At 65.0% G+C, this 17,395-nt stretch carries 9 protein-coding genes, 1 other RNA gene and 3 pseudogenes; 7 read left to right on the top strand and 6 right to left on the bottom strand.

Going from position 1 to position 17,395, the window contains the following annotated elements; genetic code table 11:
- Nucleotides 1–80: 80 nt before the first annotated feature.
- Nucleotides 81–2,274: pseudogene (locus tag KWO_RS03205) on the top strand (methyl-accepting chemotaxis protein).
- Between the two features lie 83 nt (nucleotides 2,275–2,357).
- The gene (locus KWO_RS03200) at nucleotides 2,358–2,597 is read left to right on the top strand and encodes a hypothetical protein (RefSeq protein WP_010368324.1); all 240 of its coding nucleotides are present in this window, start codon (nucleotides 2,358–2,360) and stop codon (nucleotides 2,595–2,597) included.
- Between the two features lie 116 nt (nucleotides 2,598–2,713).
- Here the strand turns inward: KWO_RS03200 and KWO_RS03195 are convergent, their stop codons facing one another.
- Nucleotides 2,714–5,299, bottom strand: a complete 2,586-nt coding sequence (locus tag KWO_RS03195) for a PAS domain S-box protein (protein WP_010376077.1) — start codon at nucleotides 5,297–5,299, stop codon at nucleotides 2,714–2,716.
- A 243-nt stretch (nucleotides 5,300–5,542) separates the two neighbouring features.
- Here KWO_RS03195 and KWO_RS03190 point away from each other — a divergent pair.
- Nucleotides 5,543–8,424, top strand: a pseudogene (locus tag KWO_RS03190) (M16 family metallopeptidase).
- 562 nt (nucleotides 8,425–8,986) lie between these two features.
- The gene (locus KWO_RS03185; RefSeq protein WP_017112922.1) at nucleotides 8,987–9,916 is read left to right on the top strand and encodes a GAF domain-containing protein; all 930 of its coding nucleotides are present in this window, start codon (nucleotides 8,987–8,989) and stop codon (nucleotides 9,914–9,916) included.
- Between the two features lie 361 nt (nucleotides 9,917–10,277).
- Here KWO_RS03185 and KWO_RS03175 read toward each other — a convergent pair whose 3' ends face one another.
- From KWO_RS03175 to KWO_RS03165, 3 genes are all read right to left on the bottom strand, one after another.
- Nucleotides 10,278–11,189: a hypothetical protein gene (locus KWO_RS03175; protein WP_026113142.1), complete on the bottom strand. Its 912-nt coding sequence runs from the start codon at nucleotides 11,187–11,189 to the stop codon at nucleotides 10,278–10,280.
- Nucleotides 11,190–11,344: 155 nt separating this feature from the next.
- Nucleotides 11,345–11,563: a hypothetical protein gene (locus KWO_RS03170; RefSeq protein WP_010368332.1), complete on the bottom strand. Its 219-nt coding sequence runs from the start codon at nucleotides 11,561–11,563 to the stop codon at nucleotides 11,345–11,347.
- A 101-nt stretch (nucleotides 11,564–11,664) separates the two neighbouring features.
- Nucleotides 11,665–12,417 carry a DNA-formamidopyrimidine glycosylase family protein gene (locus KWO_RS03165; protein ID WP_010376085.1) on the bottom strand — a complete coding sequence of 251 codons (753 nt, stop codon included), beginning with the start codon at nucleotides 12,415–12,417 and terminating at the stop codon, nucleotides 11,665–11,667.
- A gap of 104 nt (nucleotides 12,418–12,521) precedes the next feature.
- Here KWO_RS03165 and KWO_RS03160 point away from each other — a divergent pair, with 104 nt between their 5' ends.
- Together KWO_RS03160 and treA are read left to right on the top strand one after the other, a co-directional pair.
- Nucleotides 12,522–13,298: a DUF72 domain-containing protein gene (locus tag KWO_RS03160; RefSeq protein WP_017112923.1), complete on the top strand. Its 777-nt coding sequence runs from the start codon at nucleotides 12,522–12,524 to the stop codon at nucleotides 13,296–13,298.
- A gap of 269 nt (nucleotides 13,299–13,567) precedes the next feature.
- Nucleotides 13,568–15,241 (top strand): alpha,alpha-trehalase TreA, encoded by a 1,674-nt coding sequence (treA, locus tag KWO_RS03155; RefSeq protein WP_010376087.1) that lies wholly within the window; start codon nucleotides 13,568–13,570, stop codon nucleotides 15,239–15,241.
- A gap of 260 nt (nucleotides 15,242–15,501) precedes the next feature.
- Here the strand turns inward: treA and KWO_RS22855 are convergent.
- Both KWO_RS22855 and KWO_RS03145 read right to left on the bottom strand, forming a co-directional pair.
- Nucleotides 15,502–15,687: pseudogene (locus KWO_RS22855) on the bottom strand (hypothetical protein); the annotation flags it as partial.
- A gap of 521 nt (nucleotides 15,688–16,208) precedes the next feature.
- A non-coding RNA gene (locus KWO_RS03145) (sX9 sRNA) lies at nucleotides 16,209–16,284 on the bottom strand.
- 108 nt (nucleotides 16,285–16,392) lie between these two features.
- On the opposite strand from KWO_RS03145, the gene KWO_RS03140 reads away from it, so the two are divergent.
- Nucleotides 16,393–17,088: an AIM24 family protein gene (locus KWO_RS03140; RefSeq protein ID WP_010368339.1), complete on the top strand. Its 696-nt coding sequence runs from the start codon at nucleotides 16,393–16,395 to the stop codon at nucleotides 17,086–17,088.
- Nucleotides 17,089–17,395 lie beyond the last annotated feature (307 nt).

The raw sequence follows: 17,395 nt of genomic DNA, 5'->3' as shown, positions 1-17,395 counted from the left end.
ACCAGCGTACATCAGCCGCTATCCAACCCATGGCGCTTGTGCGCGTTTTGGATGTCGTTGTCATGCCCGTCGTTTCCATGTTGCGTCGTTACGTTGCCAATCTCCCGCTCACCCGTAAATTCGTCCTGTTGTGCACGCTATTGACCGTGGGTGTGATTCTGCTGGCGGTGGCCGCCGCACGGTTGCAATATCTGGATCTGGTTGAAGCGCGCAAGCTCAGCGTCAAGACCGAGGTCGAGATGGGCCTGACCGTGATGCAGCACTACGCCGACAAGGTCAAAGCCGGCGAACTGAGCCTTGAGCAAGCCAAGGAAGCCGCACGCACCACGTTGGCCGACATGCGCACCAACGATGGCGTGGATTACTTTTTCATCGTCGACCCGCAGATGCGCATCCTGATGCATCCCAAGCGCCCGGTCGGCAGCGACATGACCGACTACAAGAGCGATGCCGGGCAATACGTGTATCGCGACATCAAGACCGCCATCGACAGCGGCGATGGCTTCAGCTATTACGACGCGCCCAAGCCGGGCAAGAAGGAGCAGTTACCGAAAATCAGCTACGCCGAGAAATTCCCGGCCTGGAACTGGGTGCTGGTGATGGGCGTGTATGCCGAAGACATTCAAGTGCAGGCATGGGGATTCACGCGCACCTTGACCTTGATTGGCGGTGCCCTGGTGGCACTGGTGATCGGGCTGTGCTGGTTGATCGCCTCGGCCATGGCGGCACCGCTACGCGCCGCCTCGCGCACTGCAGAGGCAATCGCTTCGGGCCGCTTCGACAACGACATCCGCGTGGAATCGCGCGATGAAACCGGTCAGCTGATGCACAGCATGCAGCAGATGCAGAACCAGCTGCAGCGCTTCAATGGCGAAATGCAGACCATGATCGGCCTGCAGCAGGGCGAAAACATCGCGCATCGCATTCCGGAAGATTTCCCCGGCGATTACGGCACGCTGGCGCACGGCGTCAACACGGTGGTGTTCGAACACCTGGACGCCATCAATGAAGCCATGGACGTGATGAGCGACTACGGCCGTGGCGATCTACGCCGCGACATGCGCCGCCTGCCCGGCCAGCGCGCAGCCTTGCATCAGGCGCTGGATACGGTCAAAGAGAATCTGTCGGCGATCAACAGCGATATCGCACGTCTGGCCGATGCCGCCGCGCACGGCGATTTCTCTGCACGTGGCGATCAATCGCGCTATCAATTCGCGTTTGCGGAAATGGTGCAGGCCTTGAACGGCCTGATGCAGCAGGCCGATGCGGGGCTGGACGATGTGGGCCGCATCATGGCCGCGATCGCGGACGGCGATCTGTCGCAGCGCGTCGAGTCGCATTACGAAGGCGCGTTTGGCCGGTTGGCCGATGCGGCTAACCGCACGGCGATTCAATTGACCAGCATCGTGCAGGGCATCCAGCAATCGGCCGAGATGATCAACACCGCGGCAGGTGAGATTGCCAGCGGCAATGCCGATCTGTCCACGCGCACCGAACACCAGGCGGCGAATCTGGAAGAAACCGCCGCTTCGATGGAAGAACTCACCTCCACCGTACGCCAGAACGCCGACAACGCACGCCAGGCCAACCAACTGGTCAAGGGCACCGGCGAAGTGGCCGAAAGCGGCGGCCGCGTGGTGCAGGAAGTGGTCAGCACCATGCAGGCGATCACGCAATCGTCGGCGCGCATTTCCGACATCATCGGGGTCATCGACGGCATCGCCTTCCAGACCAATATCCTGGCCTTGAATGCAGCCGTGGAAGCGGCACGCGCCGGCGAACAAGGACGTGGTTTTGCCGTGGTCGCCACCGAAGTGCGCGCCCTGGCGCAGCGCTCGGCCGGTGCCGCCAAGGAGATCAAACAGCTGATTTCCGATTCGGTTGAGAAAGTGGCGCAAGGCTCGGAGTTGGTGCAACAGGCCGGCAGCACCATGACCGACGTGGTCAGCTCGGTGAAACGCGTGACCGACATCATGGCCGAGATCACCGCCGCCAGCACCGAACAAAGTGCCGGCATCGAACAGGTCAGCACCACGGACCACGGTGATGCAGCTGGACGAAATGACCCAGCAAAACGCCGCACTGGTGGAAGAAGCCACCGCGGCGGCGCGCAGCATGGAAGACCAAGCAGCGGACCTGACCCGCGCCGTGGCAGTGTTCCGGTTGGTATCGGACACCGCGCGGCCGCAGGCACGCAGCGCAGCGCACGCACTCGCCACTGCGAAGACAGCGACCGCTGCACAAACAGCGCATGACGAAAGGCTGCGCGCGTAAGCGCAATTGCCTGCCGCGCACGCGGGCTCTGGCCCCTGCGCGGCAGGCGATCTCGGTAGGATGCACGGCGGTCGCCGTGACTGATGACCCTGGCTTGTGACGAAAGAACCATCTGCCTTGCATTCGTGCGTCCATGCAAGGTTGCGCGGCACTGGCGGTCCAAAGACAGCATTGCTGTCCTGCTAGAAGCAATGGCGGGTGCACTGGAAAACCACGGGACAGCGCGCCTGTGCACCAACCGCATCGCGCAAGATGCCGGAGTCGGCGTCAGCCAGCGCTATCACTCTTTCCTTGGCAAGAACGCGGGCATCGTTGAGTTGTAACAACGCGAACGCTGCTGGGCGTTGAGAGCCGAGAGTTGGAAGTCAGCGATTCGCGCCAGGCATGCGCACGCGTCAGCAGCAGCAACGCATTGGCTTGCGCCAGCAACACACAGCGCTTACTGCCGCGATGTCTGCCCAGCTGGCCGCCGCGCGCGCTTGGCTGCATACATCGCCTCATCAGCGGCATGCATCAGGCTGGCCGCCTCGGCCTGTGCGCCGTGTTGCCAGGCCACACCGATGCTGGGCTGGATCGGTAGATGCTGGTCGCCAAATAGGGCGCCTTCCGCCGCCAGCGTGCGGATACGGTCGGCCACCGCGGCGCATTCGGCCTGCGGATCCTGCAGCGCATCGAGCAACACCACGAATTCGTCGCCGGCCAGGCGTGCCACCAGATAGCGCTCGCCAACCGCGCGTTGCAGGCAATTGCCGAACGCCACCAATACCGCATCGCCGGCGCGGTGGCTGTAGGTGTCGTTGATGCGTTTGAAGCCGTCCAGATCCAGGAACATCACCGCCACTGCTAGCTGGTGCTGTTGCGCCTGCGCAACCGCCACCTGCAACGCTTCGGACCAGGCATGCCGATTCGGCAGGCCGGTTAATGCATCGCGGGTGGCGCGTTCGTGCATCAAACGGTGCAGTGTCTTGTGCGCAGTGACATCGTGCGCCATCAGGAAGAAGCCCTGCGTTTTTGGCGTCGCAGCGCCATGCGTTTCCGGCACCAGGGTCACTTCTACATCGCGCAGGCTGGTGCCGCCACGCAAGACATGTTCGAAGCTGGCGCGTTGCCCGGCCACCGCCTGTGCCAATGCAGCGCGCGCGGCGGTGCTGAGGTTTTCGCCCAACACCTGGGTGATATGGCGACCGACCAGACTGGCAGGTTCCATACCGAGCCAGGCGCGATGCGCTTGATTGGCGAACAGGTAGCGCTGCCCGGCATCGAACTGGGCCACCAAGGTGGGCGTGGCGTCGCTGATCGCGCGCAGGCGCGCTTCGCTTTCGGCCAGCCGTTCGGCCGCTACGTGGCGCTCGGTCACATCCTGGATCTGCGAGACGAAATGCACTGGCGCACCGCTGCTGTCGCGCACCAGCGACAGCGACAGCTGCGCCCAGATCACCGCGCCCTGCTGGCTGATGTAGCGCTTGCCCAGGCTGTAACTGTCGCGTTTGCCGTCGATCAGGTCCTGCACCAGTTGCAGATCCATTTCCACATCATCGGGATGGGTGATCTGCTGGAAGTTCGTGCGCAACAGCTGCTCGCGCGAATAGCCCAGGATGCCGCACAACGCCGGATTGACGTCGCGCCATTGCCCTTCCAGCGAGACGATTGCCATGCCTTGTGGCGCGGTTTCGAATGCACCGGTGAAGCGCTCGGCGGCCAACTGCGCGGCGGCTTGCGCCTGCAATTCGGCGGTGACGTCGATGGCCATTGCCAGATACCCGGCCAGGCCTTGCTGCGCGTCATGGATGACGTTGAAACACAGGCGCACGCGACGTAGGTCGCCGTCCTTGCGTACCAATGTCCACAGTTCCTCGGCCAGCACATCGCCAGCGGCGGCGGCGGCCAATTCCAGGTACGACGGTGGCGACAACGCCAGCGTCGCCATATGCCGCTCGAGTTCGGCCGGCAGATGGAACCGTGCCGGGCACGTGCCCAGCACCTCGCCGGCGCGGTAACCGAGCAAGCGCTCGGCACCGGGATTGAACAGTTCCAGACGGCACTGCGGGTCGAACGCCATGATGGCCACGTCTTGCGACGCGTCCACCAGTGCCTGCAGCCGCGCGCGTTCGCCGGCCAGTGCAGCCGAGGCATCCTTGAGCTGGGTGATGTCGTGCATCACGCACACCGCGCCCAATGCCGTGCCCTTCTCGCTGACCACCGGGTCTGCGTTACACAGCACGCTGCGCGGCGGCTGGCCGGTGGCGCGGATCACCAGCTCGGCATTGCGTACATGCTCGCCGCGCCACGCACGCAGCAGCGGGATGGCGTCAGTGGGCAGCAGGCTGTTGCCGTCGGCGGTGTATAGATCGAAATGCAGCGCCCATTGCGCCGGTGGCAACAGGCGCGGGTCGGTGCCATGCCATTGCCGGGCGGCGTGATTGAACTCGCGCAGCAATCCGTCGGTGCCGCAGGCCACCACGCCGTCGGGCATGGCTTCCAGCAACATGCTCAAGGTCTGCCGCTGCGCCTGCGCTTCCAAGCGGTCGCGACGCGCTTCCAACTGGTTGGATGCCTGCCGCGCAAGGCGGATCAAGGCCTGCTTCTGGTTCTCGTCGAGCACGCGCGGCTTGGTGCTGAGCGTGCACAAAGTGCCGTAGGCGTAGCCTTCGCGCCCGATCAACGGCACCCCTGCGTACGAGCGCACGCCGGGGGCGGCAATCACCAACGGGTTGTTGACGAAGCGCGGGTCGGCTTCGGCATCGGGCACTTCCATCAACTCGGTGCCCATGATCGCGTAGGAGCAAAACGAAGCACTACGCGGCGTGCCTTCCAGATCGGTGCCGCAGCGCGCCTTGAACCACTGGCGGTCGGCATCCAGCAACGACACCAACGCCATCGGCGCGCCGGTGACGTGCGCGGCCAGCCAGGCGATGTCGTCGAATTCGGCCTCGGCTTCAGTGTTCAGTGCCTCCAGCCGGCGCACCGCGTCCACGCGCAAGGCGTCGTCGGCAGGGATCGGCACGGGCGGCAACAGGACGGTCATGGCGTGATCGACAGGTAGCGTCTGGTCAGGATAGGTCGCCCCAAGTAACGGCGAGGCGACGAGCAACTTGAGCGGCGGCAGGTCGAGCTCGCTCAGCCAAGCTAAATCTAGAAGCTGACGAAGCCGGCCGGCATTGCTGCCGGCTTGACCGTTGCATCCGCAGCCCCCCCCCTGTCCATCAGCATTTGCGGCGCTGCCAAGCAGCCACTACCCTCGGCCGATTGTCCTGTTCTGGAGTGTCACATGCTGCGTCCGCTGTCCTTGTTGATCGCCGGTGTGCTCGGCGTCGCCGCCGGTTCCGTTGCCCCCGCCGTTGCCGCCGCCCCGGCCAGCCTGTCCAAGAGCACGGCCAGCAGCGCCATTCCCGACATCGCCTATACCCGCTTCACCCTGCCCAACGGTCTGACCGTGGTGGTGCACGAAGACCACAAGGCGCCGGTGGTGGCGGTCAGCATCTGGTACCACATCGGCTCCGGCGACGAGCCGGCCGGCAAGACCGGCTTTGCGCACCTGTTCGAGCACCTGATGTTCTCCGGCTCGGAAAACAACAAGGGCAGCTTCTTTGCGCCGCTGGAAAAGGTCGGCACCACCGACATGAACGGCACCACCTGGTTCGACCGCACCAACTATTTCGAAACCGTGCCGACCACCGCGCTGGATACCGCGCTGTGGCTGGAATCGGACCGCATGGGCCACCTGCTCGGCGCCATCGGCCAGCAGGAACTCGACACCCAGCGCGGCGTGGTGCAGAACGAAAAGCGCCAGGGCGAGAACCGCCCATATGGCCGCGTGGACCAGAACATCCTGTCCAACCTGTTCCCGGCCAACCACCCCTACCAGCACAACACCATCGGCTCGATGGAAGACCTGGACGCGGCCTCGCTGGCCGACGTCAAACAGTGGTTCAACGACAACTACGGCGCCGCCAACACCACCCTGGTGCTGGCCGGCGACATCACCGTGGCACAGGCGCGCGCCAAGGCCTTGCAGTACTTCGGCGATATTCCGTCCGGCAAGCCGGTGGCGCGCCAGCAGCCGTGGGTAACCCCGCTGGCGGCGCAGAAGCGCGGCGTGCAGCACGACCATGTTTCGCAGCCGCGCATCTACCGCACCTGGGCCGCACCGCAGCTGGGCAGCGACGACATGATCCAGCTGGATCTGGCCACCACCGTGCTTGGCGGCGGCAAGACCTCGCGGCTGTATCAGCGCCTGGTCTATCAGGACAACCTGGTGGACGACGTTTCCGCCTCGGTGCAGCCGTTTGCGCTGTCCAGCCAGGTGCAGATCATGGCCGACGTGAAGGACGGGGTGGACCCGGCCAAGGTCGAGAAGGTCATCGACGAAGAACTCAAGAAGTTCACCGCCCAGGGCCCGACCGCCGACGAACTGCAGCGCGCACAGGTGGCCTACCGTGCCGGCTTCGTGCGCGGGCTGGAAAAGGTCGGCGGCTTCAGCGGCAAAGCAGTAATCCTGGCCGAGGGCCAGGTCTATCGCGGCGACCCTGGTGCCTATAAGAAAGATCTGCAGCGCGTCCAGGCCGCGACCGTGGACAGCGTCAAACAGGCGTCGGCCACGTGGTTCGGCAAGGGCGATTACCTGTTGACCGTGCTGCCGGCCGGCAAGGACTTCGATCCGGCCGCCGAAGACAAGGCGGTGGTCGCGCGTGGCGAAGAAGCCGGCAAGCCGGCGCCGAAGCTGCCGGCTGCAGGCACGTTCAAGGTCACCGCCTCCACGCTGGATCGCAGCAAGGGCGTGCCGCAGACCGATCAGTTCCCGGGCCTGAGCTTCCCGAAACTGCAGCGCGGCAAGTTGAACAACGGCATCGAAGTGATCCTGGCCGAACGCCACACCATTCCGGTCACCCAGGTGGAGTTGCTGTTCGACGCCGGCTACGCTGCCGACCAGGGCGGCAAGCTCGGCACCGCCAGCTTCAGCGCCGCACTGATGAACGAGAGCACCACCGCGCTGGATTCGGTGGAGGTGGCGCAGCGCCGCCAGCGCTTGGGTGCGATTACCGCAGTCGGCTGCGATCTGGACAGCTGCAGCGCTTCGCTGGATGCGCTCAACGACCAGCTGCAGCCGTCGCTGCAGTTGTTCTCCGACATCGTGCGCAACCCGGCATTCAAGGCCGCCGACATCGAACGCATCCGCGGCCAGTGGCTGTCCGGCATTGCCCAGGAAAAGACCCAGCCCAACAGCCTGGCGCTGCGCGCGTTGCCGCCGTTGCTGTTCGGCGACAAGCACCCGTACGGCGTCCCACTCACCGGCAGCGGCACCGAGGCCGCAATCAAGAGCCTCAACGCGCAGGATCTGAAGAACTTCCACAGCCAATGGCTGCGTCCGGACAACCTGCGCATCCTGGTGGCCGGCGACACCACCCTGGCGCAGATCATTCCGCAGCTCGACGCCGTCTTCGGCGACTGGAAGGCACCGACCACCGCGTTGCCGAAGAAGAACCTGGCCAATGTCGCCGCTCAGCCCAAGCCGCGCGTGTACCTGATCAACCGCCCAGACGCACCGCAGTCGGTGATTCTGGCCGGCTTGCTGGCCCCGTCCACCAAGGCGCCGGATAACCTGGCGATTGGTGTGGCCAACGGCGCCTTCGGTGGCACCTTCACCTCGCGCTTGAACATGAATCTGCGCGAGAACAAGCGCTGGGCCTATGGCGCCGGCACCCGCATGATGGATGCGCAGGGCCAGCGGCCGTATCTGTTCTCGGCACCGGTGCAGACCGACAAGACCGCCGCGAATCGGCCAACGAGATCTTCAAGGAGGCGACCGCCATCATCGGCGACAAGCCGCTGACCACGGATGAGATCGAGAAGATCAAGAACCAGCGCATCCGTGCCCTGCCCGGCAGCTTCGAAACCACCGACGCGGTGCTGGGTGCGATCGAAGGCATCGTGCAGTTCGACCGACCCGACGACTACGTGCAGACGCTCAAGCCGCGCCTGGAAGCGATCGACCAGCCGGCTGCGCAAAAGGCCATCAAGCAGATCATCAAGCCCGAGGCGATGACCTGGGTGATCGTCGGCGACCTGAAGAAGATCGAAGCCCCGGTGCGTGCGCTCAAACTGGGCGAGGTGCAGGTGCTGGACGTGGACGGCAAGCCGGTCAGGCGCTGATCGCACCTGTTGCACCGGCTGCGCTACTGCACGCAGCGTGGCCGGTGCTGGCGGGGGCCAGGTTGATGCGGCGTGTGGGTGTGCCAGGCGCGGTACTTGTCACCGATTCGCCAGGTAGTCGTGCAGCTTGGTGTTACATCTCCAAGTTGCTGCAATGCCAAGACACTGAGCCGCACGGCGCGCTCCCCGCCGATTGATGGTCGCAACCGTGTTCGACAGCAGCAAGGGCGCAGCGGGCTTCCAGCGTGCTGCGTGGTTTGAAGCAGCGCCGACACTGGCGAGCCGCCGTCAGGCTTGCACAGCCGACGCGATGTCATCCCTGCCGCAACGCCATGGCAGACGCGCAAGGCGTGCTGTGTCCATAGCCCCCGTTGACTAGGCGGCCTGTGTTTGTCAGGACAAAGACCTGCCCAATCGGCACGCAACACCAATTTATCCGTTGCACTCGTCACGCCGCGCTGGCCTACCAGCCCGCCCCCTCCGCGTAGCAACATCCACGCCGCATTACCGGCGCTGCCAGTATCCTTGTGGCTTCCTCGTTCGCGCCCGCCTGGCTTATTCGATGAAGGACATGCCCATGGCTGACGAAGCCTCTCGCCAACAAGTCCTGGACGGCTATCGCATCGTCGACAGCCTGCCGGAGGACACCTATCAGGACGTCGTGCAGGTCGCGGCTTCCCTGTGCGGCACACCGATCGCGCTGATGTCGCTGGTGGACCGCGACCGCCAATGGTTTAAGGCCCAGCTGGGTTTGGGCCTGCAGCAGACCGACCGCAGCCAGGCCTTGTGCGACCACGCAATCCGCAGCCCCGAGCAGCTGATGGAAGTGCCCGACCTGCGCCAGGACAGCCGGTTCGCCAATATCTCGGTGGTCACTGGCGACACCGGCGCGCGCTTCTATGCCGGCATGCCGCTGGTCACCTCAGACGGCGTGGCATTAGGCACGGTCTGCGTGCTCGACACCGAGCCACGCACCCTCACCGACATTCAACGCACTGGCCTGCAGGCACTCGCGCGGGTGGCCATGCGCCTGCTCGACGAGCGCAAGCGCGAACTGCAACTGGAGCGCGATGCCATCCTGCAGCCGGTAGTCCCGGTCGCCAGCCAGGCGGTTGCCGACACCGGCTACCACCTGGTGATTCTGGAAGTGCAGGAACTGGCCGCACTCGCCGAACGCCAGAGCGAGCGTCTGCTCGGGCGCAATTTGCAGCAGCTCGACCAGGCCTTCGCGGCGTTGGTGCAGGGGCCCGGCAACAGCATCGACCGTGTGACCGACAGTGCGGAATTCATCGCCGTGCTGCGAGGCCCCGACGCCGAGCGCACGCTGCACGGCTTGCGTGAGATCGCCCAGCAACAACATGCGTTAGGCCTGACGGTCTTGTTGGGCGAAGCGCAATCCACTCGTCCGGACGAGCCGGTCGGGCAGGTGTTTCTACGCGCCGAAGTTGCGCTGAGTATCGAAAAGGATCGTTACCGGCAGAGCCTGGCCTGAGGCTGCGAACTGCTCTGCTTCGCAGACGTCCCCTCACCCCAGCCCCTCTCCCGCCAGGAGAGGGGCGTAAAGCAAGGCGTCAGCACTGCGCTGTACCGCGATGGATTTGCCCTAGTCGCTTGGTGTGAATTGAAAGGCAAAACGGAAGCGATTGAAGCCCCTCTCCTGCGGGACGAAAAGCAGCGCTTGCACGCCACCGGCGTGCGTGCCTTGGAGCGCACGCGCCGCAAGTGCCACAAGTGCCAGCCGGGGCGTGGAACGGCGGTTGGGGTGAGGATACGGCGGCACTGCATTGCTCACCTTCGCGATGACACTGCGGCCTTGCGCGCTGCGTCTACACAGTAACGCACACACCCACCCCTCACCCCAGCGCGCACTGCTTCAACTGGCGATCGGCGTACCACAGCGCGCGGCGGGCCAGGTCGTAGGCGCTGTCGGCTTGACGCGGCAGCATCTGCGCGGCCATCACCGGGTCGGCGCCGTTGTTCAAGGCGTGCTCGGCACGCTCCAGATCCGACAGGTGTGTGCGCACAGGCGATAACAGCGATTTGCGCTTGGACGCATCGCAGCGCGCGCTGCGTTGTTCCAGCGCTGCCAACGCCTCGCGAATGCGACGGCTGGCTTCGCCCTTGAGGTCGGGCAGGGTTTCGTGCGCGATCGGCGCCGATTTATACGCATCGCCGGTCGCCTCGCTACCCATCTCAGCCTGGTTGCCGGCCAGTGCGGGATTGAAGCGCACGCCCGGCGGCGGACGCGCCTTGGCGACCTGGGTCTGCGGCCCATTGAGCATGTCGTTGAACTTCTTCATGCCGCGATTCATTTCCTGCATCGCCACATCGCCCAGCGTGCCGTCGCTCTTCCAGTCCTTGGCGAAACGGGTTTCCTGGTACTGCACCGGGGTGCCCCGTTCCATCACGTTGCGCGCCTTGGCCTGCGCGCGCTCGTCGGTCATGCCCGGCGGCACCGCGCTGCCGGTTTGCGCCATCGGGTCGGCCTGCGCCATGCGCAGACGCCCGTCGCGTGTATACAGCTGAGCCGCCATGGAGTCGTTGGCCGGCGCATTAGCGGCAGCCACCTGCCGCGGCGGCGGTGGCGTGCGCGTGGGTGGCGGCGCCGTGTGTGCAGCCGATGCGGAAGCAGCGCGCGGTTTACGCGCTGGTTCCTGCGGCGGTTCCGGCGGAGCCGGAGGCGTTTCTTGCGGCCGCGGCACGAAATACACCTGCAACGTGTCGTCGTGTTGCGGGGTTTCGCGCGGCGGCGGCATGTACAGCAACAGGCAGGCAAGAAAGAACAGGATGGCGCCCGTGCATGCGACAGCGGCGACATGCGGGACAAGCGCTTCCTTCCTGCTGGTAGTCACAATGCGGGAGACCGGTGAGATGAGAGTGCGGGTGCCACCCGGTGAACCCCGGTGTGCGAGGCGCAAATCTAGCGGGCGCGGCGCGGGCGCGCGTTTGAAATTCGTTGTTTGGCCGGAAAGGGCCAGCCGCCATTCACATTGAGCCGCAGGCAGGCGCGAGTGGATTGGCGCATCCGGCGCGCGCAGGAGATGCCGCAAACACTGACTGCATCCGGCATAACGCCGTCAAGAAACCAGGGAAACAGATCGTTGGCTCTGATGCGCAGGCCCACCGCAAGCGAACCCATACCTGCGCCCGTGCGGGCTGACGCCGACCGACCACAAACCGATCAGCAAGCAGTCACCAACCCAACCGCCCGCCCCGTTTTCCAAGGCGCCTACGCATACATCACGCCTCTTTGGCGTGGTACAGGCGCTGGCACACCTCGCAGAAAAATGCGCGGCGCCCGGCCTTGCCCAAGTGCTTGCGGTACTGCAACGGTGCGCCATCGCGCGGGCAGCTGGTCTTGGTGTGCACCTGGTAATGCTTCTTCAGCACGAAGGCTTTTTTCCAGGTGTAGAAATCGAAACTGTAGTCACGTGCCTGGGTGACCAGTTCGCCCAGTTTGCGCGCCGGCAACGCGCCCACCGTGCTCTCCGGATGCACACGGATGCGGTGCAGCACCTCGTTCTTGATGATGTTACCCACGCCGGCAAAGATGGTCTGGTCGAGCAATGCATCGGCGGCCAGCATGCCGGGCATAGCGCGTAGCTTGCGACGTGCCTGCGCAGCATCCCACAGCGGATTCATCACGTCCGCCGTCCAGTCGTACACCTCGTCGAGCGGGCACTCGATGAACTGCACCGAGCACGCATAGAAATTCAACCGCTGGCCTTTGGAAAATTCCAGGCACAAGCGCGGCACCGCGTTGGGTTTGTCTTCGTTAATGCGATAGCTGCCGAACAACAGAAAGTGGATGCGCACGCTGAAGTTTGCGCATTCGATTAAGAAGTGTTTGCCCCAGCTGCGCAGCGCCAGCACTTTCTGCTGATCCAGACGTGCGATGTCCTGCTTGCTGTTGCCGGACACGCGCAGGATTTTGCGGCCGACAAACGCTTCGGTGTCTTCGCGCAGGATGACAAGTGAGGGACCTTCTGGCATGCGCCCAGTATCGAAGCGGCTCGTGATTCGACCGTGATCGCGATGCACACAACATCCTGACGCGCGCACCTGCATAGAGTGCTGCCGCCCTCACCTCGCCTGCCATGCCAGCTCGCCCACCCACTGCAGTTGTACGCGTGCGTTGCGGTTGCGCAGGCTGGTCGATTCCCGCCGCCGACCGCGCGCAGTTCGGCGAAGGCGCCAGCGTGTTGCAGCGCTACGCCACGCGCTTCGATGCAGTGGAAATCAACTCCTCGTTTTATCGCCCGCACCGCGCCAGTACCTACGCGCGCTGGGCCGACAGCGTGCAGGAGGATTTTCGTTTTTCGGTCAAGCTGCCGCGCAGTATCAGCCACGACGCGCGCCTGCACGGCACCGGGCCGCTGCTGGACGCCTTCCTGGCGCAGGCCGGTGCGCTGGGGACACGGCTGGGCTGCCTGCTGCTGCAACTGCCGCCTGGCGCGGCGTTCGATGCAGCGGTGGCGGCCAGATTCTTTGCGATGCTGCGCCGGCGCTGGGACGGCGGCGTGGTCTGCGAGCCGCGCCACGCGAGCTGGTTTACTGCACCCGCGCAGGCGTTGCTCGCACGCCACCGCATTGCACGCTGCGCCGCCGACCCTGCCCCGGTGCCCGCGGCAGCGATCCCGAGCCCGGCTGACGCGCCATTGTATTGGCGCTGGCATGGCGCGCCGCGCATCTACTACAGCAGCTACGACGACACCGCGTTGCAGGCATTGGCCGCTGCGGTGCGCGCCGGCCCACCCGACACCGCGCAGCCGCTGACCGAACGCTGGGTGATCTTCGACAACACCGCGGCCGGGTGCGCGACCTCCAATGCGCTGGAATTGCAGCGCTTGCTGGGCACCGATCGCAAGCGCTAGCGCGAGCAGGCGGCGGCATTCCGACGCAGCGCTATAGCGCGCATCTTGCAGCGGCTAAGTCGCACGGACGCGGGCGCGCCGCCATTCAAGCTGCCTGCATCCGCGCCGATACGCCTGAATCAACATGCGTTCCGGCATCACGCCGGATCAGCTTGCTGAACCCAGTCGTCCCCGTGCGAAGCCTGTCGGCGTGCCGGCACTTCACTCGGTCCCGCCCGCCACTTCGGTCGTTTACCATGCCCTACGCCACTGCCCGTTCTGGAGATGTCATGAGTTCTGCCGCGCCCCCATGCTGCACGTCGCTGCTTGGCCTGTCGCTGAGCATGTTTGTTGCGCCGGGCACGCTGACGGCCGCGCCGCTGGACACTCCGGTCGTCAATGCGCCGGCGCCCACGCCGCCGACGCCGGACATGGCCTACCCAGAACTGTTCCAGGCTGTGCAGAGCGGTGAGCTGTTCGACGACCAGAAGCATTTTGTCGACTTTCTGCCATTGCGCGACCCGGCACTGATCAATGCCGACTATCTGGCCCAGCACGATCACCCTGGTTTCGACCTGCGCAAGTTTGTGGACGCCAATTTCGAAGAATCGCCGCCGGTGCAGACCGACGCGATCCGTCAGGACACCGCGCTGCGCGAGCACATCGATCTGCTGTGGCCCAAGCTGGTGCGCAGCCAGAACCACGTGCCACCGCACAGCAGCCTGCTGGCGCTGCCACACCCGTACGTGGTGCCGGGCGGGCGCTTCCGCGAGGTGTATTACTGGGATTCCTACTTCACCATGCTGGGCTTGGTGAAGAGCGGCGAGACCACGCTCAGCCGCCAGATGCTGGACAACTTCGCCTACTTGATCGACACCTACGGACATATTCCCAACGGCAACCGCACCTACTACCTCAGCCGCTCGCAGCCGCCGTTCTTCTCCTACATGGTGGAGCTACAGGCCGGCGTGGAAGGCGAGGCGGTGTATCAGCGCTATCTGCCGCAGCTGCAAAAGGAATACGCCTACTGGATGCAGGGCAGCGACGACTTGCAGCCTGGCCAGGCCGCGCGCCACGTGGTGCGCCTGGCTGATGGCAGCGTGCTCAACCGCTATTGGGACGAGCGCGACACCCCGCGCCCGGAAGCCTGGTTGCACGACACCCGCACCGCCGCCGAGGTGAAAGACCGCCCGGCTGCCGAGGTCTACCGCGACCTGCGTGCCGGCGCCGAGAGCGGTTGGGACTACACCAGCCGCTGGCTGGCCGACGGCCAGAACCTGCGCACCATCCGCACCACCGCCATCATCCCGATCGACCTCAATAGCCTGCTCTACCACCTGGAACGCACCCTGGCTCAGGCCTGCGCGCAACCGGGCGCGGAGTGCACGCGCGATTACGCCGCACTCGCACAGCAGCGCAAGCAGGCCATCGATGCGCATTTGTGGAACAAGGCCGGCTATTACGCCGACTACGACTGGCAGACGCGCACGCTGAGCAACCAGGTCACCGCCGCAGCGCTGTATCCGCTGTTCGCCGGCCTGGCCTCGGACGATCACGCCAAGCGCACCGCCAGCACCGTGCGCAAAACGCTGCTGCGCCCGGGCGGCCTGGCCACCACCGCAGTCAAGACCGGCCAGCAATGGGACGAACCCAATGGCTGGGCGCCGCTGCAATGGGTGGCCGTGGACGGCCTGCGTCGCTACGGCGAGGAAGCGCTGGCACGCACCATCGGCGAACGCTTCCTCGCCCAGGTGCAGGCGCTATTCGCACGCGAACACAAGCTGGTCGAAAAATACGGCCTGCAAACCGATGCAGCCGGCGGCGGCGGCGGCGAATACGCCTTGCAGGACGGCTTCGGCTGGACCAACGGCGTCACCTTGATGCTGTTGAATCTGTATCCGGGCAAGGACACCAAGACAGCACCCGCCAAGCGCATGCGCAAGCCCGAAGCTGCCGCGCGCTGAGGACTGTGCCGCTGCTGCGCAGTGGGTGACGGCGGCAGGGTCGGAGTATTGGCGTTTAGCTGTCTGACGGTAAAAGTCGCCGATGCGCAAGACAGCTTCACGACAGTACTGCGCGCGTTTAGAGCGGCTGAGGGCGCATCGAACCACGCTTGCGTGCCGATGCCATCGGCCATGCCCGGCAACCCGCCACCGGCCAGCGTGCGTACCTGCCCATCGGTTTCGATCACGCCAATACGATCGTTGTAGGTGTCGGCGACATACACGCGCCCCTGCGCATCCACCGCCACGCCAACCGGCCCATTGAAGCGCACCTGTGCCGCTGCGCCGTTGCGATCGCCCGCCACACCATCGCCGGCAAGCGTGGTCACTTTGCCCTGCGGCGTCAGCTTGCGGATGGCATGGTTACCGGTATCGGCGATGTACAGATTGCCGGCCGTATCGAGCATGATTCCCGAAGGTGTATTGAACGCTGCCGCCACGCCGATGCCATCGGCAAAGCCTTCGCGGCCACCGGCCAGCGTGTGCACATGGCCATCAGCACCCAGGCCGTGGATGCGGTTATCGTCGCCGCCATCGGCGATGTACAGCGTGCCGTGCGCATCGGTCGCTAACCCATACGGATCGTCAAACTGCGCGTCGGCCGCGCGGCCATCTGCTACGCCACGCACGCCATTGCTGGCGACCCACTGCAGTTGCGCTTTCCATCCTAACGGCGTTGCAACTGGCGCATCTGGCCGTGGTGCGGGAGCAGGCGAAGGCGTGCGCGCGTACCACCAGAACGTCAATGCTGTGACCGCAGTAATTGCGAGCAGCAGGCCGATCCATCGTGCATGTCGTCGTGCCATACCGGTTGCGTGTACCTGTCGAGGGGATTCGCGCTGTCAGCGGCTTACACGGCTGCGCGGGGAAGCGGGCTGTGGTGCGGCGCGCGTGCTGCCCGCGTACCGGCGCGACTGCGATTTAGAGCGGCTAACAAAACGTAGCGAGCAGTCGTCAGGTGGGTGCGGGCGGCGCACAGGAACCGGAGTATACAAGTGGTACATGCCGATTCCGAGCACCGGCCGCGCCCGCCTGGCGGCTGCGCAGTCGTTTTGTTAGCTGCTCTTAGGCGGCCGCGTATCATGCGCACTCTTTCACTCCAGGACGGATCCATGGCCGTACGCACGCTCAACGAATTTCTCGCCCATTCCAAGGAAAAGGACGTCAGCCCCGATCCGTTCGAATTGGAAAATCCGCATCTGCTGGAAGTGCGCCTCAACGGCATGGTGTGGTCCAAGGCCGGCGCCATGGTGGCGCGCACCGGCAGCGTCAAGTTCACCCGCGAAGGACTGTTGGAACAAGGCCTGGGCAATCTGCTGAAAAAAGCCGTCAGTGGCGAAGGCATGCAGCTGATGAAGGCCGAAGGCCAGGGCCGCGTGTATCTGGCCGACCTGGGCAAACTGGTGACGCTGCTGCGCTTGAATGGCGAGGCCATCTTCGTCAACGGCAACGATGTGCTGGCGTTCGAATCCGGCGTTGAACACAAGATCACCATGATGCGCAAAGTGGCCGGCATGCTCTCGGGCGGGTTGTTCAATGTGCGCCTGAGCGGCCACGGCATCGTGGCGATCACCTCGCACTACGAGCCGTTGACCCTGCCAGTCACCGCCGCCAGCGGCCCGGTGTTCGCCGACCCCAACGCCACCGTCGCCTGGTCGGGCACGCTGACCCCTGAACTGGTCACTGATGTGTCGATCGGCACGCTGTTCGGCCGCGGCTCCGGCGAAAGCCTGCAGATGCGCTTTGCCGGCGAAGGCTGGGTGGTGGTCCAGCCCTACGAAGAAGCCAGCTTCCAGGCAAAGGGCTGATCCAAGCCGCCAGGCAGCAGTCAACAATGCGCATCGCCTGGTTGCACGCTACGCAGTCGGGCAGTCTTCCACCCACCCTGTAGGAGCGCCTGGCGCGAGGGCTTCCCGGTAACGCCATCGCGCCCAGGGGCGCTCCTACGGGCTTCCTGCATTCTGCCGCGAGCTGCACGGCTACCGAGCTGCACCAGCTCGGCATTGCCTAGTCACGCAACCGCACGCAACAGATGATTGCACTGAGACGACACGCCGTAGCCCCCCTAGGGCGCGAGGGCCTTCCCGGTAACGCCGCATCGCGCCCAGCGGCGCT

The organism is Xanthomonas vasicola pv. musacearum NCPPB 4379, assembly GCF_000277895.2.
GTDB lineage: Bacteria > Pseudomonadota > Gammaproteobacteria > Xanthomonadales > Xanthomonadaceae > Xanthomonas > Xanthomonas vasicola.
Note: the sequence above shows the minus strand (reverse complement) of the source record. Positions and strands in the feature narration are given on the sequence as shown.